This window comes from Thermus sp. FJN-A (assembly GCF_054655095.1).
The window spans coordinates 25,775-45,087 of record NZ_BAAHSC010000213.1; the positions used below are offsets into that span (position 1 = coordinate 25,775).

Annotated in this window: 24 protein-coding genes and 1 tRNA gene; 19 read left to right on the top strand and 6 right to left on the bottom strand. The window is 68.3% G+C overall.

Features of this window, described 5'->3' with window-relative positions; translation table 11 throughout:
- Positions 1 to 381, top strand: coding sequence for a methylglyoxal synthase (gene mgsA / locus ACYQ0J_RS11900; RefSeq protein WP_460172326.1), 381 nt, complete (start codon positions 1 to 3; stop codon positions 379 to 381).
- Here mgsA and ACYQ0J_RS11905 read toward each other — a convergent pair.
- Positions 376 to 1,860 carry a YifB family Mg chelatase-like AAA ATPase gene (locus ACYQ0J_RS11905; RefSeq protein WP_460172327.1) on the bottom strand — a complete coding sequence of 495 codons (1,485 nt, stop codon included), beginning with the start codon at positions 1,858 to 1,860 and terminating at the stop codon, positions 376 to 378. The genes mgsA and ACYQ0J_RS11905 overlap by 6 nt on opposite strands.
- A gap of 117 nt (positions 1,861 to 1,977) precedes the next feature.
- On the opposite strand from ACYQ0J_RS11905, the gene ACYQ0J_RS11910 reads away from it, so the two are divergent.
- A complete protein-coding gene (locus ACYQ0J_RS11910; RefSeq protein WP_460172328.1) occupies positions 1,978 to 3,036 on the top strand; it encodes a Fic family protein in 1,059 nt (352 codons plus the stop codon).
- Here ACYQ0J_RS11910 and ACYQ0J_RS11915 read toward each other — a convergent pair.
- From ACYQ0J_RS11915 to ACYQ0J_RS11925, 3 genes are read right to left on the bottom strand one after another with little or no spacing between them, the layout of a single operon-like run.
- Positions 3,021 to 4,157 (bottom strand): MFS transporter, encoded by a 1,137-nt coding sequence (locus tag ACYQ0J_RS11915; protein ID WP_460172329.1) that lies wholly within the window; start codon positions 4,155 to 4,157, stop codon positions 3,021 to 3,023. The two genes, ACYQ0J_RS11910 and ACYQ0J_RS11915, sit on opposite strands and share 16 nt — an antisense overlap.
- 1 nt (position 4,158) lies before the next feature.
- Positions 4,159 to 4,971, bottom strand: coding sequence for a DMT family transporter (locus ACYQ0J_RS11920; RefSeq protein ID WP_460172330.1), 813 nt, complete (start codon positions 4,969 to 4,971; stop codon positions 4,159 to 4,161).
- On the bottom strand, positions 4,968 to 5,855 hold the full coding sequence (locus ACYQ0J_RS11925; RefSeq protein WP_460172331.1) for a DMT family transporter: 888 nt from the start codon (positions 5,853 to 5,855) through the stop codon (positions 4,968 to 4,970). Before ACYQ0J_RS11925 ends, ACYQ0J_RS11920 begins: the two co-directional genes overlap by 4 nt.
- A gap of 106 nt (positions 5,856 to 5,961) precedes the next feature.
- On the opposite strand from ACYQ0J_RS11925, the gene ACYQ0J_RS11930 reads away from it, so the two are divergent.
- The 17 genes from ACYQ0J_RS11930 (at position 5,962) to ACYQ0J_RS12010 (ending at position 16,552) form a co-directional block, all read left to right on the top strand.
- Positions 5,962 to 7,089 carry an NAD(P) transhydrogenase subunit alpha gene (locus tag ACYQ0J_RS11930; RefSeq protein ID WP_460172332.1) on the top strand — a complete coding sequence of 376 codons (1,128 nt, stop codon included), beginning with the start codon at positions 5,962 to 5,964 and terminating at the stop codon, positions 7,087 to 7,089.
- Positions 7,089 to 7,391, top strand: coding sequence for a proton-translocating transhydrogenase family protein (locus tag ACYQ0J_RS11935; RefSeq protein WP_008630585.1), 303 nt, complete (start codon positions 7,089 to 7,091; stop codon positions 7,389 to 7,391). The genes ACYQ0J_RS11930 and ACYQ0J_RS11935 overlap by 1 nt, the downstream gene beginning before the upstream one ends.
- A complete protein-coding gene (locus tag ACYQ0J_RS11940) occupies positions 7,391 to 8,743 on the top strand; it encodes an NAD(P)(+) transhydrogenase (Re/Si-specific) subunit beta (protein ID WP_460172333.1) in 1,353 nt (450 codons plus the stop codon). The genes ACYQ0J_RS11935 and ACYQ0J_RS11940 overlap by 1 nt, the downstream gene beginning before the upstream one ends.
- Positions 8,744 to 8,830: 87 nt before the next feature.
- A tRNA-Asn gene (locus ACYQ0J_RS11945) sits at positions 8,831 to 8,906 on the top strand.
- 97 nt (positions 8,907 to 9,003) lie between these two features.
- On the top strand, positions 9,004 to 9,309 hold the full coding sequence (gene rpsF / locus ACYQ0J_RS11950; protein ID WP_460172434.1) for a 30S ribosomal protein S6: 306 nt from the start codon (positions 9,004 to 9,006) through the stop codon (positions 9,307 to 9,309).
- A gap of 9 nt (positions 9,310 to 9,318) precedes the next feature.
- Complete coding sequence (locus ACYQ0J_RS11955; protein ID WP_460172334.1) at positions 9,319 to 10,146, top strand: single-stranded DNA-binding protein; 828 nt, start codon at positions 9,319 to 9,321, stop codon at positions 10,144 to 10,146.
- Entirely contained in the window at positions 10,143 to 10,433 is a 291-nt protein-coding gene (gene rpsR, locus ACYQ0J_RS11960; protein WP_460172335.1) for a 30S ribosomal protein S18, read from the top strand. Before ACYQ0J_RS11955 ends, rpsR begins: the two co-directional genes overlap by 4 nt.
- Before the next feature lie 9 nt (positions 10,434 to 10,442).
- Entirely contained in the window at positions 10,443 to 10,886 is a 444-nt protein-coding gene (gene rplI, locus ACYQ0J_RS11965; RefSeq protein ID WP_460172336.1) for a 50S ribosomal protein L9, read from the top strand.
- Between the two features lie 56 nt (positions 10,887 to 10,942).
- Entirely contained in the window at positions 10,943 to 11,764 is an 822-nt protein-coding gene (locus tag ACYQ0J_RS11970; RefSeq protein ID WP_460172337.1) for an SDR family oxidoreductase, read from the top strand.
- 55 nt (positions 11,765 to 11,819) lie between these two features.
- Positions 11,820 to 12,479 carry a lipoyl(octanoyl) transferase LipB gene (lipB, locus tag ACYQ0J_RS11975; protein ID WP_460172338.1) on the top strand — a complete coding sequence of 220 codons (660 nt, stop codon included), beginning with the start codon at positions 11,820 to 11,822 and terminating at the stop codon, positions 12,477 to 12,479.
- Positions 12,463 to 13,434, top strand: coding sequence for a lipoyl synthase (lipA, locus tag ACYQ0J_RS11980; RefSeq protein ID WP_460172339.1), 972 nt, complete (start codon positions 12,463 to 12,465; stop codon positions 13,432 to 13,434). Before lipB ends, lipA begins: the two co-directional genes overlap by 17 nt.
- Entirely contained in the window at positions 13,431 to 13,790 is a 360-nt protein-coding gene (locus tag ACYQ0J_RS11985) for a DUF3054 domain-containing protein (protein WP_460172340.1), read from the top strand. Before lipA ends, ACYQ0J_RS11985 begins: the two co-directional genes overlap by 4 nt.
- A gap of 9 nt (positions 13,791 to 13,799) precedes the next feature.
- Positions 13,800 to 14,669, top strand: coding sequence for an NAD(P)-dependent oxidoreductase (locus tag ACYQ0J_RS11990; RefSeq protein ID WP_460172341.1), 870 nt, complete (start codon positions 13,800 to 13,802; stop codon positions 14,667 to 14,669).
- 206 nt (positions 14,670 to 14,875) lie between these two features.
- The gene (locus ACYQ0J_RS11995) at positions 14,876 to 15,151 is read left to right on the top strand and encodes an AbrB/MazE/SpoVT family DNA-binding domain-containing protein (RefSeq protein WP_460172342.1); all 276 of its coding nucleotides are present in this window, start codon (positions 14,876 to 14,878) and stop codon (positions 15,149 to 15,151) included.
- Positions 15,123 to 15,560, top strand: coding sequence for a PIN domain-containing protein (locus ACYQ0J_RS12000; protein WP_460172343.1), 438 nt, complete (start codon positions 15,123 to 15,125; stop codon positions 15,558 to 15,560). Before ACYQ0J_RS11995 ends, ACYQ0J_RS12000 begins: the two co-directional genes overlap by 29 nt.
- 72 nt (positions 15,561 to 15,632) lie before the next feature.
- Positions 15,633 to 16,283: an AzlC family ABC transporter permease gene (locus ACYQ0J_RS12005; protein ID WP_460172344.1), complete on the top strand. Its 651-nt coding sequence runs from the start codon at positions 15,633 to 15,635 to the stop codon at positions 16,281 to 16,283.
- The gene (locus ACYQ0J_RS12010; protein ID WP_460172345.1) at positions 16,280 to 16,552 is read left to right on the top strand and encodes an AzlD domain-containing protein; all 273 of its coding nucleotides are present in this window, start codon (positions 16,280 to 16,282) and stop codon (positions 16,550 to 16,552) included. The genes ACYQ0J_RS12005 and ACYQ0J_RS12010 overlap by 4 nt, the downstream gene beginning before the upstream one ends.
- On the opposite strand, the gene lpdA is transcribed toward ACYQ0J_RS12010, so the two are convergent.
- Positions 16,549 to 17,934 carry a dihydrolipoyl dehydrogenase gene (gene lpdA, locus ACYQ0J_RS12015; RefSeq protein WP_460172346.1) on the bottom strand — a complete coding sequence of 462 codons (1,386 nt, stop codon included), beginning with the start codon at positions 17,932 to 17,934 and terminating at the stop codon, positions 16,549 to 16,551. The two genes, ACYQ0J_RS12010 and lpdA, sit on opposite strands and share 4 nt — an antisense overlap.
- 10 nt (positions 17,935 to 17,944) lie before the next feature.
- The gene (locus ACYQ0J_RS12020) at positions 17,945 to 19,312 is read right to left on the bottom strand and encodes a dihydrolipoamide acetyltransferase family protein (protein ID WP_460172347.1); all 1,368 of its coding nucleotides are present in this window, start codon (positions 19,310 to 19,312) and stop codon (positions 17,945 to 17,947) included.
- Position 19,313: the final 1 nt, after the last annotated feature.

Consider the following 19,313-nt stretch of genomic DNA (forward strand, 5'->3'; position numbering starts at 1 on the left):
ATGAAGGCCCTCGCCCTCATCGCCCACGATGCCAAGAAGGAGGAGATGGTGGCCTTCTGCCAGCGCCACCGGGCGCTACTGGAGCGCTTTCCCCTCCTGGCCACGGGCACCACGGGGAGGCGCATCGCCGAGGCCACGGGGCTTCCCGTGGAGCGGGTGCTCTCCGGACCCTTCGGGGGGGACCAGCAGATCGGGGCCAGGGTGGCCGAGGGGCGTGTCCTGGCGGTCCTCTTCCTGCGCGACCCCCTCACCGCCCAGCCCCACGAACCCGACGTGCAGGCGCTCCTTCGGGTCTGTGACGTGCACGGCGTCCCCTTGGCCACCAACCTCGAGGCCGCGGAGGCCCTGGTTCCCTGGCTCAGGGCGCAGGCGGGCCTATAGGGTCTTGCGGTAGGCCAGGGCCTCGGCCACGTGGGCCTCTTCCACCCGCTCGCACCCCTGCAGGTCGGCCACGGTCCGGGCCACCCGGAGGAGGCGATCAAAGGAGCGGGCGGAAAGGAGCATCTTCTTGGCCGCCGCCAGGAGGAGGGCCTCGGCCCCCGGGGTGAGGCGGACGTGTTCCCTGAGGGCCTTGCCCGCCAGTTCCCCGTTGGGCTTCCCCTGGCGCTTGAGCATCCTTTCCCTGGCCCGGAGGACCCGCTCCCTCACCTTCTCCGTGCCTTCCCCTTCCGGGGCGCGGGAGAGTTCTTGGGGCGTGAGGCGGGGCACCTCCACCACCAGGTCAAAGCGGTCCAGGAGGGGCCCGGAGATCTTGCCCACGTAGCGCTGGCGGCTTGCGGGGGTGCAGGTGCAAGGCCTTTCCGGGTCCCCGTACCAGCCGCAGGGGCAGGGGTTCATGGCCCCCACCAGGAGGAAGCGGGCGGGGAAGGTGAGGCTGGCCCGGGCCCGGGCCACGGTGACCACCCCGTCCTCCAGGGGCTGGCGGAGGGCCTCGAGGGCATCCCGGGAGAACTCGGGGAACTCGTCCAAGAAGAGGACCCCGCGGTGGGCCAAGGACACCTCCCCGGGCTTGGGGATGGCCCCGCCCCCGATGAGCCCCGCGTAGCTCACCGTGTGGTGGGGGGCGCGGAAGGGGGGCGTGCGCAGAAGGCCCCGGATGGGCCTCCCCGCGGCGGAGTGGATCCGGGTCACCTCCAGGGCCGCCTCCTGGCCCAAAGGCGGCAGGAGGAAGGGGAGGCGCCTGGCCAGCATGGTCTTGCCCGAGCCCGGGCTTCCTACCATGAGGAGGTGGTGGTAGCCCGCGGCGGCGATCTCCAGGGCCCGCTTGGCCTTGGCCTGCCCCTTCACGTCCCGGAGGTCCAGAAGGGGCTCCGCCTCCCCGGGGTCCTCCGGGGTTGGCCTGAAGGGGGGTTCCTCCCCCTTGAGGTAGGCCACCGCCTGGGGCAGGCTTTCCACTCCCCACACCTCCACCCCCTCCACCAGGGCGGCCTCCTTGGCGCTTTCCCGGGGCAAGAGGAGCCTTCTCCCCTCCTGCAGGGCGCCTAGGGCCAGGTTCACCGCCCCCGGCACCGGGCGGAGCGTCCCGTCCAGGCCCAGCTCCCCGGCCACGGCGAGAGGGGCGAGGGCCTCGAGGGGCACCACCCCTTGCGCCGCCAGGAGCCCCAGGGCGATGGGCAGGTCAAAGTGGCTCCCCTCCTTGCGGAGCTCCGCCGGGGCCAGGTTCACCACCACCCGGGCCTGGGGGTAGGGGAAACCCGCGTTCTTCAGGGCGGCCCGCACCCTTTCCCGGCTTTCCTCCACCGCCTTGTCCGGCAGGCCCACCAGGGCGTAGCTGGGCAGCCCGGGGCTAACGTCCACCTCCACGGTGACGGGAACCGCGTCCAGACCGAAGAGGGCGTAGCTTCGCACCTGGGCCAGCATGGAAGGAGTTTAGCACAAACCTGTTAGTTTCGCCCCTAGTTCATGCTTTGTCATCAGCGGGACTTTGCCTTAAGATTGACCAAGGTGGCGGATAGGGCCGGGTTTGCGTATAACAAAATGCGCCGCGCCTTGGAGGAGCGCCTGGCGCTTCTCCGGCGTCTTGGTGGGATAGACCTGCGCTTGATCCAGGTGGCCAACGAGGAGTGGCTCTACATGCTTCAAGAAGACACACGTCACTCCTTGGCTATTGAAGGTTATTTCGCCACGGAACAGGAGCTTCGGGACGTCATGAGGGGGCGGAGGGGCGCGGCGGAGGTTCTAAACTACTTTCGCACGGCCCAGTTCGTCTACGAGCAGGCCTTTCAGGACGTTCAGGAAGATGCATGGCACCTGGACGTGGCCTTCGTGAACAATATCCACGGCCAGCTGTTCCGGGAAACCCCTCTGGAAGGGGAACGGGGCAGGCCCGCCGACGGGGTGGAGCGTCAGATCCTGGGGGCTAAGGTACGCCCCCCCCTGGAGGCCGGAGACTACCTCAGGGCCTTTGTTCGGACGGTGCCCTTGCTCCTGAAAACCGGCGAGATCCTTGAGGCCCTGGCCAAGATCCACGTCCTCTTTAAAGCGATCCATCCTTACCGGGATGGCAACGGCCGCGTGGGAAGGATTCTCCTCAACTACGTGGCCATACGCTCAGGTCTTCCCCCCCTGGTGGTCAAGGGCCTAGAGGAGGAGGACCGTGGGCGCTATTACCTTGCCTTGGAGCGGGCGGACCGGGGCTTCCACGCCGGTTTCCCCCCACCCGAGCCCAAGGCCCTCGCAGAGGCCCTGGACAAGGGGGAGTGGCGTCCCCTGGCCCTCCTTTTAGGCGAGGCCCTTATCGCCCGCGTGGAAAAGGCCGCCGCCTTGGCCCTTCTACGCTTTGACGACCTTTTCCCCCTGGACCGGGTGGCCTCGGCCTTGGGGGTGAGCAGGCCGGTCCTTTACGTCTGGCAACAGAGGGGCAGGCTTGTGGTCTACCGCCCAGGCGGCAGGCGGGGTTTCCTTTCGCATCCTTGGCTTTTCCTCGGGACCCAAAGGCGGCCTCCTGGCCTCCCCCCCGAACTCCCACCCCCCCGGCCCGACTGGCCCAAGAGGGTGGAAAGCCTCCAGCGCCTCCTGTTTCATCCCGACCTTTGAAGGAGGGGCAGGTAAAGGGCGAGGGCCAGGAGGAGGAGGAGAAGGAGCCCTCCCAAGGCCAGCCCGTACCCGCCCACGCCCACCGCCACCCCCACGCCCCACTGGAGGAGGAAGGTGCCCCCGATGCCGAAGAGGTTGACCAGGGTGGTCCCCCGGCCCACCAGGTGGCCCGCCACCAGCTCCCGGGCCTGGGTAAGGGTGAGGATGTTGAAGGCTCCGAAGAAGCCCAAGATCAGGTAGGCGGGAACCAGGAGCTTGAGGAGGAGGAGGACGAGGCCCAGGGCGAAGAGGAGGCCCGAAGCCCAAAGCACCCGCGCCGTGCCCAGGCGGTCCGCCAGGTAGCCCGAGACCAGGAAGCCCAAAACCGCCCCCCCCGAGTAGAGGAAGAGGAGGTTGCCCACCGCCAGGGCCTCGAGGCCCAGGTGGTAGGCGTAGGCCCCGGCCCAGAGGGTCTGGAGGGCGAGGAAGCTCCCGGCGAAGGCGAAGGCCAGAAAGGCCACCCGGAGGAGCCTCCCGTTGCGGAAGACCTCGCCCAGGCCCCCCGGGCCCCCTCCTTGGGGCCAGGCCACCCCGGGCGGGGTGTTCCGCACCCCCAGGCGGAGGGCCAGGGCCACCAAGGCCACCGCCAAAGCCCCCAGGAGGAAGACCCCCCGCCAGCCCAGGGCCTCCTTGAGGAGGGCCAAGGGGGTGGCCGCCATGAGCCCCCCCGTGGCCCCCAGGCCCACGAGCAGGGTGGACACCGTGGCGTAGCTTCTGGGAAACCAGAGGCTAAAGGCCTTCAGGGCGCCCATGAGGGCCGCGGCCATCCCGGCCCCGATGAGGGCCCGGCCCAGGGCCAGGACGGGAAAGCTTTGGGCCAACCCGAAGACCACGCTCCCCAGGGCCGCCACCAGGAGGAGGGCGGGGGTAATGGTCCTGGGGCCCAGCCGGTCCAGGAGGCCCCCCAGGGGGAGCTGCACTGCGGCGAAGGTGAGGTAGAAGAGGCTCGTCATGAAGCCTAGCTCCGCAGGCCCCAAACCGAGCTCCCGGGAGAGGTCCTGGGCGAGCACCGCATTGGCCGAGCGGTAGAAGTAGGAGAGGAAGTAGCCCAGGGTAAAGAGGAAAAACACGCGCGCTGCCATATCACCTCCGGTTAAGGGCCACGCCCCAGAGGATAAGGGCGCCGCCCACCAGGGCCAAGGGGTGCAGGGGTTCTCCCGCCAGGGGCCAGGCGAAGACCGCCCCCGCCACCGGCTCCAGCATGGCCACCAAGGTGGCCTGGCGGGCGGGCAGCGTGCGCACCCCCAGGAGGAAGAGCCCAAAGGGCACCACCGTGCCAAAGACCACCAGATAGGCCACCGCGCCCCAGTTTTCCAGCCCTAAGGCCAGGACCTGGGGCAGGTTCAGGAGGAGGACGGGCAGGGAGAGGAGGCTTCCCACCCCCGTGGCCACCCCCAGGCTCACCAGGGGCGGGGTCCTGAGCCCGTGGGAGAGGGCGGCGTAGAGGGCGAAGGACAATGCGGAAAGGAGCCCGTAGGCCGCGCCCAGGGGGCCCCCGGCCAGGCCTCCGGGCCCCACCACCAGCACGTAGGCCCCGGCCAGGGCCAGGGCCACCCCCAGAAGGGCCCGGGCGGGAAGCCGTTCCCCTTTGAGGAGGGCGTAGAGGGTGAGGAGGGCCGGGGCCAGGTACTGCAGGAAGATCCCCGTGGCCACGGTGGTGGCGTGGATGGCCAGGTAGTAGAAGGCCTGGGCTCCCGAGAGGGAAAGGCCCACCAGAACCAGACGGGGGCCTTCTGCCGGCCTGGGGGGCAGGCGCAGGACCAAGGGGAAGAGCAACAAAAAGCTCAGGGAAAAACGCAAGGGGATGAGCACCCCTGGGGGGATGGCCTCCATGAAGCGTCCAGCCAGGGCCCCGCCCAGGCCCCAAAGCAGGGCGGCCAGGGCCACGGGGATCACCGCCTGCCCCCCAGGACCGCCAACCCCACCCCCAGGAGGAGGACCAGGGCTCCCAGGAGCACCCTGGAGCCCGGGAGCTCCCCAAAGAGGAGGAAGGCGAGGAGGCTCGCCCCCACCGGCTCAAAGAGGATGGCCAGGGTCACCAGGACCGGAGGGATGTGCCGGGTGGCCCAGTTGAAGCTGGTGTGCCCCACCAGCTGGGGCAGGAGGGCCATGAGGAGGAGGTAGAGGTAGACGGGCCAGGGATAGCCCCCATACCCCCCGCCGAAGAGGTAGGGGAGGGGAAGGAGAAGGAGGGCCGCGGTGGTGTAGGCCACCCGCACGTACTCCAGAAGGGAGAGGCCCCGCCTTTGCGCCTCCCGTCCCAGGAGGAAATAGAGGGAGGCGGCCACCGCGCCCAGCACCGCCAGGATGTCCCCCAAAAGGGGGTTGGTTCCCCCGGTCCCGGCGGCATCGCCCAGGCCGATGAGAAGCCCCCCCAGGAGGGCTACCCCCACCCCCAGGAGGGTGAGGGCGGAGGGGGTTTCCCGGAAAAAGAGCCAGCCCAAGAGGGTGACCCATACCGGGTTCGTGGTGACCAAGGCGGTGCTGGCGGCCACGGAGGTGTAGGAGAGGGAGGTGATCCAGAGGGAGAAGTGGAGGGCGAGGAAGGTCCCGGCCGCCATCCCCCAGGGGAGGCCGGTCCGGTTGCCCAAGGGGACCCGCCAGCCGGGGGCCAGGAGCAGGGCGGCCAGGCCCATCCTGCCCGCGCTCATCACCAGGCTGAAGGCCAGGCTTCTGTCCCCCGAGGCCAACAGGGCCAGGCGCACCAGGATGGAGCCAAAGCTGATGGCCAGGATCCCCACCACCAGGACGGCGGCAATCTGGAGGCCGGAGGGCCGCATGGCGGCATTTTTTCACAAACCGGGGTTCCTGACCAGTAGGTCAGCGCCCGGGGCTGGGGCAAATGCCCATACCTGGGTTGGTATACTGGCGCGGTAAGGAGGTCCTATGGTGACCGTCGCGGTTCCTAAGGAAAGGGCTCCTGGGGAAAGGAGGGTGGCCCTGGTGCCCGAGGTGGTGGCCCGCCTGGTCAAGCAGGGGGCGCGGGTTCGGGTGGAGCGGGGCGCGGGCGAGGGCGCCTACTATCCCGACGCCGCCTACCTGGAGGCCGGGGCGGAAGTGGTGGAGCGAGGGGAGCTCCTAAAGGGCGCGAACCTCCTCTTCACCGTTCAGCCGCCCCCGGAGGACCTGATAGGGGCCCTGGAGCCCGGGGCCATCGTGGTGGGGTTTGTCCAGGCCCACAAGAACCTGGACCTGGTGAAGGCCCTGGCCGCCAAAAAGGCCACGGTGATCGCCATGGAGCTCATCCCCCGTATCACCCGGGCCCAGAGCATGGATGCCCTCTCCAGCCAGGCCACGGTGGCGGGGTACCTGGCGGCCATCCACGCCGCAAGGCTATCCCCCCGCTTCTTCCCCATGCTCACCACGGCGGCGGGCACCATCCGCCCCGCCAAGGTGATGGTCATGGGGGTGGGGGTGGCGGGGCTTATGGCCATCGCCACCGCCAAGCGCCTGGGGGCCCAGGTCTTCGCCTACGATGTGCGGAAGGCGGCCCTGGAGCAGGCCATCTCCCTGGGGGCCAAGCCCATTGAGCTTCCCATCAGCGCGGAAGGGGAGGGGGGCTACGCCCGGGAGCTCACCGAGGAGGAGAAGCGCATCCAGCACGAGGCCCTGCGGGAGCACGTGGCGGGGATGGACGCCATCATCACCACCGCCCAGGTGCCGGGCCGCCGGGCCCCCATCCTCCTCACCGAGGACATGGTGGAGCGCTTGAGGCCCGGGACCGTGGTGGTGGATTTGGCCGCCGAGTCGGGGGGGAACTGCGTCCTCACCCAGCCCGGCGAGGTGGTGGAGGTGAGGGGGGTGCGCATCTATGGCCCTCTCAACCTCCCCAGCGAGCTTTCCGTGCACGCCTCGGAGATGTACGCCAAAAACCTTTTGAACCTTTCCAGCCTGCTCATGGAAAAGGGCGAGTTCGCCCCTAAGTGGGAGGACGAGATCGTCCAAGGGGCCCTTTTGATGAAAGAGGGCGAGATCCTGCACGGGCCCACCAAGGCCCTCGTGGGAGGTGCGTGATGGAGTTTGGCTTCTGGTCTGCCCTTTACATCTTCGTGCTCACGGCTTTCTTGGGTTATGAGCTCATCACCCGGGTGCCGGTGATCCTCCACACCCCCTTGATGTCCGGGTCCAACTTCATCCACGGGGTGGTGGTGGTGGGGGCCATGGTGGTCCTGGGGCATGCGGAAACCGGTTTGGAGAAGCTCATCGGCTTCCTGGGGGTCATCCTGGGGGCGGCCAACGCCGCCGGGGGGTATGCGGTCACGGTGCGCATGCTGGAGATGTTTGAGAAAAAGCCGGGCAAGGGGGGTGGTCAGTAATGGATCTCATCCAGGCGGCCTACTTCGTGGTGGCCATCCTCTTCATCGTGGGCCTGAAGCGCATGGCCCACCCCACCACCGCCAAAAGCGGCATCGTCTGGGCGGGGTGGGGCATGGCCCTGGCGGTTCTGGCCACCTTCTTCTGGCCGGGGATGCAGAACTTTGGCCTCATGCTCATCGCTCTCCTGGTGGGCTCCGTGGTGGCCTGGTGGGCGGCCATCAAGGTGGCCATGACCGACATGCCCCAGATGGTGGCCATCTACAACGGCATGGGTGGGGGTGCGGCCGCCACCATCGCCGCGGTGGAGCTCCTGAAGGGAGCCTTTGACAACCCGGGCCTCATGGCCTTGGCCATCCTGGGCGGCCTCATCGGGAGCGTGGCCTTCACGGGAAGCCTCATCGCCTTCGCCAAGCTCCAGGGCATCATGAAAAGCCGGCCCATCCTCTTCCCCGGGCAGAAGGTGGTGAACGCCCTGGCGCTCCTCATCACGGTGCTTTTGGGCTTTTCCCTGCTCTGGAACGATCCCACCCTGAGCATCGTGCTCTTCTTCCTCCTGGCCCTCCTTTTCGGCATCCTCATGACCCTGCCCATCGGCGGCGGGGACATGCCGGTGGCCATCAGCTTCTACAACGCCTTCACCGGTATGGCCGTGGGCTTTGAGGGCTTTGCCGTGGGGAACCCGGCCTTGATGGTGGCGGGTACCCTGGTGGGGGCTGCGGGTACCCTTCTCACCGTGCTGATGGCCCGGGCCATGAACCGCTCCGTGTGGAACGTGCTGGTGGGTGGGTTCGGCGTGGAGCAGGAGGCGGGGGAGGTCAAGGGAAGCCTCAAGCCCATCGACGTGGAGGACGCCGCCGTCATGCTGGCCTACGCCAACAAGGTGGTCTTCGTGCCCGGCTACGGCATGGCCCTCTCCCAGGCCCAGCACAAGGTGAAGGAGCTGGCGGACCTTTTGGAGAGCAAGGGGGTGGAGGTAAAGTTCGCCATCCACCCGGTGGCGGGGCGGATGCCCGGGCACATGAACGTGCTCCTGGCGGAGGCCGGGGTGGAGTACGACAAGCTCAAGGACCTCGAGGAGATCAACCCCGAGTTCCCCACCGTGGACGTGGCGGTGGTCATCGGGGCCAACGACGTGGTGAACCCCGCCGCCCGCCGCCCGGGAAGCCCCCTTTACGGCATGCCCATCTTGGACGTGGACAAGGCCAAGAACGTCATCGTCATCAAGCGGGGCCAGGGCAAGGGCTTCGCCGGAGTGGAGAACGAGCTCTTCTACGCGGACAACACCCGGATGCTCTACGGGGACGCTCAGGGCGTCCTCAGCCAGCTCACCCAGGCCCTCAAGAAACTCTAGGCGGCCCCTTTCCGGGCCCGGGGGACCCCCCGGGCCCTCCTTCTTGACGCCCTAGAGAGCCCCTGCTATAGTGCCTAGTGCGGTCGGTCCGCGGTAGCTCAGTCGGTAGAGCGGCCGGCTGTTAACCGGTTGGTCGCAGGTTCGAGTCCTGCCCGCGGAGCCAGGTGGGGGCCTAAGGGCCCCCTGGGTCTTTTCTTTGGGGGGAGAAGGGGGTATAATCAACCTTCGTGCGGCCTGCCGGGCCCGGAAGGGAGGTGGAGATGCGCAAGTACGAGGTGAACGTGGTCCTGAGCCCCAACCTGGACCAGAGCCAGCTCACCCTGGAGAAGGAGATCATCGGGAAGGCCCTCGAGGCCCACGGGGCCAAGGTGGAGAAGGTGGAGGAGTGGGGCCTGCGCCGCCTGGCCTATCCCATCGCCAAGGACTCCCAGGCCTACTTCCTCTGGTACCGGGTGGAGATGCCCGAGGATCGGGTAAACGATCTGGCCCGTGAGCTCCGCATCCGCGACAACGTGCGCCGGGTGATGGTGGCGAAGGTTCAAGAACCCCTCCTCACCAAGGCGTAAACTGTTCTCATGGCAAGAGGCCTGAACCGCGTATTCCTCATAGGCACCCTCACCGCTCAGCCGGACATGAAGTACACGGCGGGAGGCATGGCCATCCTGGACCTCAACCTGGCGGGCCAGGACACCCTGGTGGACGAGTCGGGCCAGGGGCGGGAAATCCCCTGGTACCATCGGGTGCGGCTTTTGGGCCGCCAGGCGGAGATGTGGGGGGACGTGCTGAAGAAGGGCCAGCTCCTCTTCGTGGAGGGGCGGCTGGAGTACCGCCAGTGGGAACGGGACGGGGAGAAGCGGAGCGAGCTCCAGGTGCGGGCGGAGTTTGTGGACCCCCTGGAGGAGCGGGGCCGTGAGACCCTGGAGGACGCTAAGGGCCAGCCCCGGCTCCGGCACGCCCTCAACCAGGTGGTGCTCATGGGGAACCTGACCCGCGATCCCGACCTCCGCTACACCCCCCAGGGAACGGCGGTGGTCCGGCTGGGCCTGGCGGTGAACGAGCGCCGCCGGGGCCAGGGAGGGGATGGGGCCTTCCCCTCTGGGAAGCAGCCCGAGGAGAGGACCCACTTCATTGAGGTTCAGGCCTGGCGCGACCTGGCCGAGTGGGCTGGGGATCTCAAACGGGGCGACGGGCTTTTGGTCATTGGCCGTTTGGTGAACGACTCCTGGACGAGCTCCAGTGGGGAGCGGCGCTTCCAGACCCGCGTGGAAGCCCTCCGCCTGGAGCAACCCACCCGTGGGCCTGCCCAAGCCGGCGGAAGCAGGCCCCAAACGGTCCAAACGGGTGGGGTGGACATCGACGAAGGTTTGGAAGACTTCCCGCCGGAGGAGGATTTACCGTTTTGAGCACGAAGAGCGCTAAACCCAAGAAGGAGGCGCAGGGCACGGGCGAGGCCCGTACCTCGCGGCGCCCCTCCAGGAAGGCCAAGGTCAAGGCCAGCCTGGGGGAGTTTGACCTGAAAGACTACCGCAACGTGGAGGTCCTGAAGCGGTTCCTGTCGGAGACGGGGAAGATTCTTCCCCGCCGCCGCACGGGGCTTTCCGCCAAGGAGCAGCGCATCCTGGCCCGCACCATCAAGCGGGCCCGGGTGCTGGGGCTTCTTCCCTTCACGGAGAAGCTGGTGCGCAAATAGGGGGTGGGCGTGAAGGTTATCCTGCTGGAACCCCTAGAGAACCTGGGCGACGTGGGCCAGGTGGTGCGGGTGAAGCCCGGCTACGCCAAAAACTACCTCCTGCCCCGGGGCCTGGCGGTCTTGGCCACGGAGAGCAACCTGAAGGCCCTGGAGGCCAAGATCCGCGCCCAAGCCAAGCGCCTGGCGGAAAGGAAGGCGGAGGCCGAGCGGCTCAAGGAGATCCTGGAGGCCCTCACCCTCACCATCCCGGTGCGGGCGGGGGAGACCAAGATCTACGGCTCGGTGACCGCCAAGGACGTGGCCGAGGCCCTCTCGCGCCAGCACGGCATCACCATTGACCCCAAGCGGCTTCAGCTGGAGCGGCCCATCAAGGAGCTGGGGGAGTACGTCCTCACCTACAAGCCCCACCCCGAGGTTCCCATCCAGCTCAAGGTGAGCGTGGTGTCCCAGTAGGCCCGAACCCGGCAGGCTGCGGGGCCCCTGGAGTCCAGGGGCCTTAAGCTTTTCCCATGCGGCGGGTGCTCGTGACCGGGGCGGGAAGCGGCATCGGCCTGGCCACGGCCCGGCTTTTGGCCGAGAAGGGGTATGGGGTCGTGGGTGGGGTGCGCAAGGCGGAGGATGCGGAGGCCTTAAGGCGGGTAGGCGTGGAACCCCTTTTCCTGGACGTGGCCCGGGAGGAGGACCTGGAAAGGGCCCGGGAGGCCCTTAAGGGGGGGCTTCACGGCCTGGTGGCCAACGCCGGGATCGCCGTGGCGGGGCCCTTGGAGCTCGTGCCCCTCTCGGCCTTCCGAGAGGCCCTGGAGGTGAACGTCCTCGGGGCCTTGGCCACGGTGCAGGCCTTTCTGCCTCACCTCCGGGAGGCCCGGGGCCGGGTGGTCCTCATGGGCTCGGTCTCCGGCCTGGTGGCCCTTCCCCTCATGGGGCCCTACGCCGCCAGCAAGTTCGCCCTCGAGGCCCTGGCGGACGCCCTCCGGGTGGAACTCCTTCCCTTCGGGGTCCGGGTGGTCCTCGTTGAGCCTGGCTCCGTGGCCACCCCCATCTGGGAACGCTCCCTAAGGCGGGCCGAGGCCTACTTAAAGCCCCCGCCTCCCGGAACCGAGGAGGTCTACGGCCGCTACCTGGAGGTGGCCCGGAAGGCGGCGGAACGAAGCGCCCAAAGGGGCCTTCCCCCCGAGAAGGTGGCGGAGGCGGTGCGCCTGGCCCTGGAAAGCCCGAACCCCAGGGCCCGCTACCTGGTGGCCCACCCGGCCCGGGCCCGGGAAACCCTCCTCCTCAGGCTTCTTCCCACCTCCTTGCGGGACCGGATCCTCGCCCGGTTCCTGGGCGTTTAGGCTTTGTGGGCTTTCCCTTTTGCACGGGGGAGCCCAGGCGGCGTATCCTTAGGGGGTGGAGTTCCTGGTGGAGGACCTCGGCCTGGTGCCCTACGGGGAAGCCTGGGCCTACCAGAAGCGGGTGCACCAGGAGGTGGTGCGGGGGGAACGCCCCCCCACCCTGCTTCTCCTGGAGCACCCCCGGGTGATCACCCTGGGCCGTAAGGCCACGGGGGAAAACCTCCTCTTCCCCGAGAGCTGGTACCGGGAAAACGGTTTTGAGCTCTATTGGGTGGAGCGGGGCGGGGACGTGACCTACCACGGCCCAGGGCAACTCGTGGGCTACCCCATCTTCCCCGTGGGCCGGGAGGTGCGCCGCTTCCTCCGGCAGATTGAGGAGGCCATCGTCAAGGTGGCGGCTTCCTACGGGATCGCGGCCTACCCCACCCCCGGCTACGCCGGGGTCTGGGTGGGGGAGGACAAGCTCTGCGCCATCGGGGTGGCGGTGAAGGAGGGGGTGAGCTTCCACGGCTTTGCCCTGAACGTGTCCACCGACCTCAACGACTTCTCCGTGATCGTTCCCTGCGGCTTGAAGGGCAAGGGGGTCACCTCCTTGGAAAAGCTTCTGGGGCGGAAGGTGCCCATGCCCGAGGTGAAGGAACGGGTGGTGGAGGCCTTGGCCGAGGTCCTCGGCGCGCCCCACGACCGGGAGGAAGAACATGAAGCCCAAGTTTGAAACGGTGGAGCTCCTCGCCCCCACGGGGGAGGTGATTGAGCTCAAGGTGGTGAAGCGGGGCCTGGCCCAGACCCGGCCCGAGCCCGTGGACCGCCATAAGCCCGCCTGGCTCCGGGCCACCCTGCCCACCGGGGCCAAGTACCAGGCCCTGAAGCACACGGTGGCGGAGCTCAGGCTCCACACCGTGTGCCAGGAGGCCTTGTGCCCCAACGTGGGGGAGTGCTGGACCCACGGCACGCTCACGGTGATGATCCTGGGGAGCGTCTGCACCCGGGCCTGCAAGTTCTGCGCTGTCCACACCGGCAACCCTAAGGGCTGGGTGGACGAGGAGGAGCCCCGGAGGGTGGCCGAGGCCATCGCCCGGCTCAACATCCGCTACGTGGTCCTCACCAGCGTGGACCGGGACGACCTCCCCGACGGCGGCGCGGCCCACTTCGCCGCCACCATAAGGGCCATCAAGGAGAAGGCGCCCGGGGTCTTTGTGGAGGCCCTGACCCCCGACTTCCAGGGGGACCTGAAAGCGGTGGAAACGGTTCTCGCCGCAAACCCCGAGGTCTACGCCCAGAACCTGGAAACCGTGCGCCGCCTCACCCCCAAGGTGCGGGACCCCCGGGCGGGGTACGAGCAGACCCTAAAGGTCCTGGCCCACGCCAAAAGGGTCCGGCCCGATATCCTCACCAAGAGTAGCCTCATGCTGGGCCTGGGGGAGACGGAGGAGGAGATCCTGGAGGCCATGCGGGACCTCCGGGCCGCGGGGGTGGACATCCTCACCCTGGGCCAGTACCTGAGGCCCACCCCCGCCCACCTCCCCGTGGAGCGGTATGTCCCCCCGGAGGACTTCAAGCGGTACGAGGGGTGGGGGTACGAGCTGGGCTTTAGGGAGGTCTTCGCCGGGCCCTTGGTGCGGAGCTCCTACCGGGCGGACCGGGTGTTCCTGGAGGCCACCCGCCGATGAGCCGGGGCAGGGCCCTTCTTCTCCTGGACCTCCTGGCCCTCCTCCTCTTTGCCGGGGCGGGGCTTCTTTCCCACGGGCTTCCCCTCTCCTTGGGAGGCCTCGCCCGGAACGTCCTCCCCGTCCTCTTCGTGTGGCTTCTCCTAAGCCCCTTCCTCGGCACCTACCGCAGGCCCACCTGGAAAAACCTCCTCCTCACCTGGGCCTTGGCCTTCCCTGCGGGGCTATGGCTCAGGCAGATGGTCCTCGGGGGAGGCTTCGGGGCGGGGTTTTTCGTCTTCCTGGGCGTGGCCATGGGTTTTAGCCTCCTTTTCCTCCTTCTCCTTCGGGGCCTCGCCAAGCTCCTCCGCCTCTGGTAAAAAGGGGGCATGGAGAAGGTGGCCTTCCTCGGTCTTGGGGCCATGGGCTACCCCATGGCGGGGCACCTGGCGCGGCGCTTCCCCACCTTGGTCTGGAACCGCACCTTCGCCAAGGCCCTTAGGCACCAGGAGGAGTTCGGCTCCGAGGCCGTGCCCCTGGAAAGGGTGGCCGAGGCCCAGGTGGTCTTCACCTGCCTGCCCACCACCAAGGAGGTGGCCGAGGTGGCGGAGGCCCTCCTGCCCCACCTCAGGCCCGGCACCTACTGGGTGGATGCCACGAGCGGCGAGCCCGAGGCGAGCCGGAGGCTTGCGGCAAGGCTGGCCCAAAGGGGCGTCACCTACCTGGACGCCCCCGTCTCCGGGGGGACGGTGGGGGCGGAGCGGGGCACCCTCACGGTGATGCTGGGGGGGCCGGAGGAGGCGGTGGTGCGGGTTAGGCCCTACCTGGCCTACGCCGAGAAGGTGGTCCACGTGGGCCCCGTGGGGGCGGGGCACGCGGTGAAGGCCATCAACAACGCCCTCCTCGCCGTGAACCTCTGGGCGGCGGGGGAGGGGCTTTTGGCCCTGGTGCGGCAGGGGGTTTCCGCGGAGAAGGCCCTCGAGGTCATCAACGCGTCCAGCGGCCGCTCCAACGCCACGGAGAGCCTGATCCCCCAAAGGGTCCTCACCCGCGCCTTCCCCAAGACCTTCGCCTTGGGGCTACTGGTGAAGGACCTGGGGATCGCCATGGGGGTTTTGGACGGGGAGAAGGCCCCAAGCCCCCTCCTCCGCCTCGCCCGGGAGGTGTACGAGATGGCCAAGCGGGAGCTGGGCCCGGATGCGGACCACGTGGAGGCCCTCAAGCTCTTAGAGCACTGGGGCGGGGTGGAGATCCGCTGATACCCTTTTCCCGGTTTCGTTCACCCCGCCGCCACCGGAAACCTCCACCAGGGCCCTCATGCTGGGGCAAGCCGGCAGGGGGTGGCCTGACCTGCTTCGCCCCGTCGTTGCCTCCGGCCGCTTGCGGAAAGAGGTAGACGGTGGACCAATAGGGTAGGTCAGGAGCGCTTTACCGACGGCTTCTTAAGGGAAGCCCCCAGGCTTCTGTGTTTCTGATCTTCGGATATACTGAAAACATAAAGGCCCTCACCTCCCTCTCCAAACGGGGCCAGATCACCCTCCCCGCGGAGGTACGCCAGGCCTTGGGTTTGAAGCCGGGGGACACCTTGGTGGTCCGGGTGGAAGCGGGCCGGGTCGTCTTGGAGCCCGCGGTGGTGTTGCCCGTGGAGCTCTACACGGAGGAGCGCATCCGGGAGTTCGCCGAAAACGCCCAGGCCACCCCGGAGGAGCTGGATGCCTTCCGCCGGGCCTGGGGCCTCTGAGTTGGTCTTTTTGGACGCCAACGTCCTCTTCTCGGCCAGCCTCGGGGAGGAGGTGTTTGAGGCGATCTGGCTGGGGGCCAGGAAGGGAAGGTATCGGCTGGCCACAAGCCCCTACTGCCTGCTGGAGGCCCGGGAAAACCTCGCGCGCAAACGACCCCAAGCCCTTAGAGGGCCGGAGGACCGGCTCAAGGTGGTGCGCTTGGTGCCGGAAGCCAAAGGGGAAGCTTGGATGGAGGGCCTGGTGCCCGAAAAAGACCTTCCCGTCCTCGCCGCCGCCGCGGCCGCAGGGGCTTCTGTTCTCCTCACCGGGGATACCCGCCACTTCGGTCCCTTGATGGCCCGCCAGGATCTCCCCCTAAGGGTCCTCACCCCCGGCGGCCTCATCCGAAGCTTCCGCCCTTCGGGTTAGATGTGCTGCCTTGGGTACGAAGGGGAGCCTTATGATGGCATCCCATGCTAACTTAGGCCAGCATGGGGTGATATGAAACGGGGTCTGCGGGCGGCCTGGCCCATCGCCCTGGGGTATTTCCCCGTGGCCGTGGCCTTCGGCGCTTTGGGGGCCCAGACGGGGCTCAGCCCCCTTTGGGTCCAGCTCACCTCCCTCCTGGTCTTCGCCGGGGCCAGCCAGTTCGCCCTGGTGGGGCTTCTGGCCCAGGGGGTGCCGCCCTTGCTGGCGGCCCTTTTGGGCCTTCTCCTCAACCTGCGCCACGCCTTCTACGGCCCCGCCCTGAGGCCCCACCTGAAGGGAGGGCCCCTGGAGGCCTTCCTCCTCACCGATGAGGTCTTCGCCCTGGCCTCGAGGGCCCTTCCCACCCTTCCCCCACGGGAAAGGCGGGGCTACTTCCTGGGGCTGGGCCTAGGGGCCTACCTCTCCTGGAACCTGGGCACCGCCCTCGGGGTCGTGGGGGCCCAGGGGCTCTTGGCCTTTCCGGGTTTGGGAGAGGCCCTTTCCTTCGCCCTTCCCGCCCTTTTCTTCCTCCTGGCCCTGCCCCATTTAAAGAACCCCGTGGCCCTGCTGGCGGGCGGGGTGGCCCTGGGCTTTCACCTTCTGGGCCAGACGGCCTGGGGCCTCTTCCTGGCAGGGATCACCGGGCTTCTTGGAGAGGGATTTGGCGAAAGGAGGCGTCCATGACCTTGGCCCTTTTTCTTATGGCCCTGGGCACCTTTCTCCTCCGGTTCCTGCCCTGGCGGGCGGAGAAAAGCCTAAAGGCGGGCCAGTCGGGGCCCGCCTTGGTGGTGGCCCTTTTCCTGGTTTCCGCCTTCGGCCCGCCCCCTTCCTCCGAGTGGCTCCGCGCCCTCTTAGCCCTTCTCGGCACCTACATGGGGGTGCGCCTCACGGGAAATCTGGGCCTTGCCGTCTTCCTGGGGGCGGGGCTTTACGGGCTTTTAGGCCTCTTTTAGCGGTTCAGGATGTGGATGGCCTGCTTGTGGAGAGCCTCCGCCGCCTCCATGAGCCCCTCGGAAAGGGTGGGGTGGGCGTGGACGGTGAGGGCGAGGTCGGTGACCGTGGCCCCCATCTCTAAGGCCAAGGTGGCCTCGGCGATGAGCTCTCCCGCCTGGGGCCCCACGATGAAGACCCCGAGGAGGAGGTCCGTTTCCGCATCCCCCACCACCTTGACCATCCCCTCCGCCCCGCCTAGGGTGAGGGCCCGGCCACTGGCGGCGAGGGGGAACTTCCCCACCTTCACCTTGTAGCCCGCCCGCTTCGCCTCCTCCTCCGTAAGCCCCACCCCCGCCCACTCGGGGGAGGTGTAGACCACGCTGGGGATCTGGTAGTCAAAGGCGCTGTCCTTGCCGGCGGCGTTTTCCGCCGCCACCAGGCCCTCCTTCATGGCCTTGTGGGCGAGGAGGGGGGGGCGGGCCGCGTCGCCGATGGCGTAGACCCCGGGGACGGAGGTCTCCATCCTGGCGTTCACCTGGACGAAGCCCCGCGCGTCCACCTTGACCCCGGCCTTCTCCAGGCCCAGGCCCTCCGTGCGGGGTTTGCGGCCCACGGCCACCAGGACCTTGTCCACCACCAGGGTTTCCTGCCGCCCGCCTTGGGCCGGCTCGAGGCGCACGTGGAGGCCGTCCTTCCTCTTCTCGTAGCCCACCGCCTTGGTGCCGGTGCGCACCCGGATCCCCTCCTTCTCCAGGGCGCGCCTCAGGAGGGCTGCGGTCTCGGGGTCTCCCTGGGGCAGGATCTCGGGCATGTACTCAATGAGGGTGACCTCCGCGCCCAGGCGGTGGTAGACCTGGCCGAGCTCCAGCCCCACCGCCCCGCCTCCGATCACCAGGAGGCGGGGGGGAATCCCTTCCTCCACCTTGAGGGCCCGGGTGGAGTCCCAGATGTCCTCGCCGAAAGGGAAGCCCTTGAGCTCTTGGGGCTCGCTCCCCGGGGCGAGGATCACGCTCCTCGCCCCGTAGCGCTCGCCCTCCACCTCCACCTCCTTGGGGCCCGCCAAGCGGGCGAAGCCCCGCACGAGCTCCACCCCGTTCCCCTTGAGGAGGGTGCCCACGCCTCCGGTGAGCTTCTTCACCACGCTCTCCCGCCAGGCGGCAAGCCTCTTCAGGTCCAGCTCCGGCTTGGCCTTCACCCCGAAGCCCTCGGCCACCTTCAGGTGGTGGACGGTCTCCGCCGCGTGCAGGAGGGCCTTGGTGGGGATGCACCCCACGTTCAGGCACACCCCGCCCACCTCGGCGGCCTCCACCGCCAGCACCTTGAGGCCGAGCTGGGCGGCCCTTATGGCCGCATGGTAGCCCCCGGGTCCGGTACCGATCACGATGAGGTCGTAGGTCTTCATGGGCGTCATCCTACATTTCCAGAAGGAGCAGGTCGGGGTTTTCCAAGAGCCTTATGACCTCCCGGGTGAACATGGCCGCCTCGGCCCCGTCCACCAGGCGGTGGTCAAAGGAGAGGGAGAGGTACATGATGTCCCGGGCCGCTATGGAGCCATCGGGCAGGATCCAGGGGCGCTTCCTAATGGAGTGGACCCCCAGGATGGCCGCGTCCGGCACGTTGATGATGGGGAAGCTCATGAGGGCCCCCACGGAGCCGATGTTGGTGACGGTGAAGGTGGACCCCGTGACCTCTTCCGGAGAAAGGCGCCCTTCCCGGGCCTTCTGGGAGAGCTCGGTGATTTCCCGGGCGAGCTCCAGGATGCTCTTCCGGTCCGCATCCCGCACCACGGGCACGATGAGGCCCCTTTCCGTGGCCACCGCCAGCCCCAGGTGGTAGTAGCGCTTGTAGACGATCTCCTGCCTCTCCTCGTCCAGGCTGGTGTTCAGCACGGGGAACTTCTTCAGGGCCCGCGCCACCGCCTTGAAGATGAAGGGGAGGTAGGTGAGCTTGACCCCTTGGGCCTCGGCCTCGGGCTTGAGGCGCTCCCTTAGAGCCACGAGCTCCGTGAGGTCCGCCTCGTCCACGTTCAGGGTGCGCACGGTGTAGAGGTGGCTCTGCCAAAGCCCCTGGGCGATGGTGCGGCGGATGCCCCTTAAGGGCACGCGCTCCTCCAGGTGCTCGTAGCCCTTGGGCGGCGCGTACTTGGGCGGGGGCGGGAAGCCGGAAGGGGGAACCTGGGGTGCCTCTGGAGAAGGCGCTTGCGCCAGGGGCGGGGCCTTCTTCCCCTCGGCATAGGCCCTCACGTCCTCCACCCTGACCCTCCCCAAGGGCCCCGAGCCCGGGACCTCTTCAATGGGGATTCCGAGCTCCCGGGCGAGCTTCCTGGCGGCGGGGACGGCGAGGACCCGGCCCCCCGGCCTGGCCGCCTCCTGGGGCTTGGCCCCTTGCAGGAAGGGGTTCTTCACCGCCACCTGGGTGATGTCGGGCTTGAAGAGGGAGAGGTCCTCCTTCTCCTCCTTTGCGGGAAGGCCAGGCTCCACGATGGAGCGCTCCTCCACCGCCTGCACCGGGGGAGCCTCCTTCACCCCTTCCACCGCCTCACCGGGCTCGGCGATGAGGGCGAGGGGGGCGTGGACCTTGACCACCTCCCCCTCCTTGGCCAGCTTCTTCAAGAGCACCCCCTCGTAAGGGGAGGGTAGCTCCACCGTGACCTTGTCGGTCATGACCTCCACGAAGGGCTGGTCCTTCTTCAGGTAGTCCCCTTCCGCCACCAGCCACTTCAGGATCTCGCCTTCCACCACGCTTTCGGCGAGCTCGGGCATGAGGATTTCCTTGGGCATA

Bases quoted from the DNA above. Each gene is read 5' to 3' on its own strand.
- mgsA (WP_460172326.1), top strand. From the start codon at position 1: ATGAAGGCCCTCGCCCTCATCGCCCACGATGCCAAGAAGGAGGAGATG.
- ACYQ0J_RS11905 (WP_460172327.1), bottom strand. From the start codon at position 1,860: ATGCTGGCCCAGGTGCGAAGCTACGCCCTCTTCGGTCTGGACGCGGTT.
- ACYQ0J_RS11910 (WP_460172328.1), top strand. From the start codon at position 1,978: ATGCGCCGCGCCTTGGAGGAGCGCCTGGCGCTTCTCCGGCGTCTTGGT.
- ACYQ0J_RS11915 (WP_460172329.1), bottom strand. From the start codon at position 4,157: ATGGCAGCGCGCGTGTTTTTCCTCTTTACCCTGGGCTACTTCCTCTCC.
- ACYQ0J_RS11925 (WP_460172331.1), bottom strand. From the start codon at position 5,855: ATGCGGCCCTCCGGCCTCCAGATTGCCGCCGTCCTGGTGGTGGGGATC.
- ACYQ0J_RS11930 (WP_460172332.1), top strand. From the start codon at position 5,962: ATGGTGACCGTCGCGGTTCCTAAGGAAAGGGCTCCTGGGGAAAGGAGG.
- ACYQ0J_RS11935 (WP_008630585.1), top strand. From the start codon at position 7,089: ATGGAGTTTGGCTTCTGGTCTGCCCTTTACATCTTCGTGCTCACGGCT.
- ACYQ0J_RS11940 (WP_460172333.1), top strand. From the start codon at position 7,391: ATGGATCTCATCCAGGCGGCCTACTTCGTGGTGGCCATCCTCTTCATC.
- rpsF (WP_460172434.1), top strand. From the start codon at position 9,004: ATGCGCAAGTACGAGGTGAACGTGGTCCTGAGCCCCAACCTGGACCAG.
- ACYQ0J_RS11955 (WP_460172334.1), top strand. From the start codon at position 9,319: ATGGCAAGAGGCCTGAACCGCGTATTCCTCATAGGCACCCTCACCGCT.
- ACYQ0J_RS11970 (WP_460172337.1), top strand. From the start codon at position 10,943: ATGCGGCGGGTGCTCGTGACCGGGGCGGGAAGCGGCATCGGCCTGGCC.
- lipA (WP_460172339.1), top strand. From the start codon at position 12,463: ATGAAGCCCAAGTTTGAAACGGTGGAGCTCCTCGCCCCCACGGGGGAG.
- ACYQ0J_RS11985 (WP_460172340.1), top strand. From the start codon at position 13,431: ATGAGCCGGGGCAGGGCCCTTCTTCTCCTGGACCTCCTGGCCCTCCTC.
- ACYQ0J_RS11990 (WP_460172341.1), top strand. From the start codon at position 13,800: ATGGAGAAGGTGGCCTTCCTCGGTCTTGGGGCCATGGGCTACCCCATG.
- ACYQ0J_RS12000 (WP_460172343.1), top strand. From the start codon at position 15,123: ATGCCTTCCGCCGGGCCTGGGGCCTCTGAGTTGGTCTTTTTGGACGCC.
- ACYQ0J_RS12005 (WP_460172344.1), top strand. From the start codon at position 15,633: ATGAAACGGGGTCTGCGGGCGGCCTGGCCCATCGCCCTGGGGTATTTC.
- ACYQ0J_RS12010 (WP_460172345.1), top strand. From the start codon at position 16,280: ATGACCTTGGCCCTTTTTCTTATGGCCCTGGGCACCTTTCTCCTCCGG.
- lpdA (WP_460172346.1), bottom strand. From the start codon at position 17,934: ATGAAGACCTACGACCTCATCGTGATCGGTACCGGACCCGGGGGCTAC.
- ACYQ0J_RS12020 (WP_460172347.1), bottom strand. From the start codon at position 19,312: ATGCCCAAGGAAATCCTCATGCCCGAGCTCGCCGAAAGCGTGGTGGAA.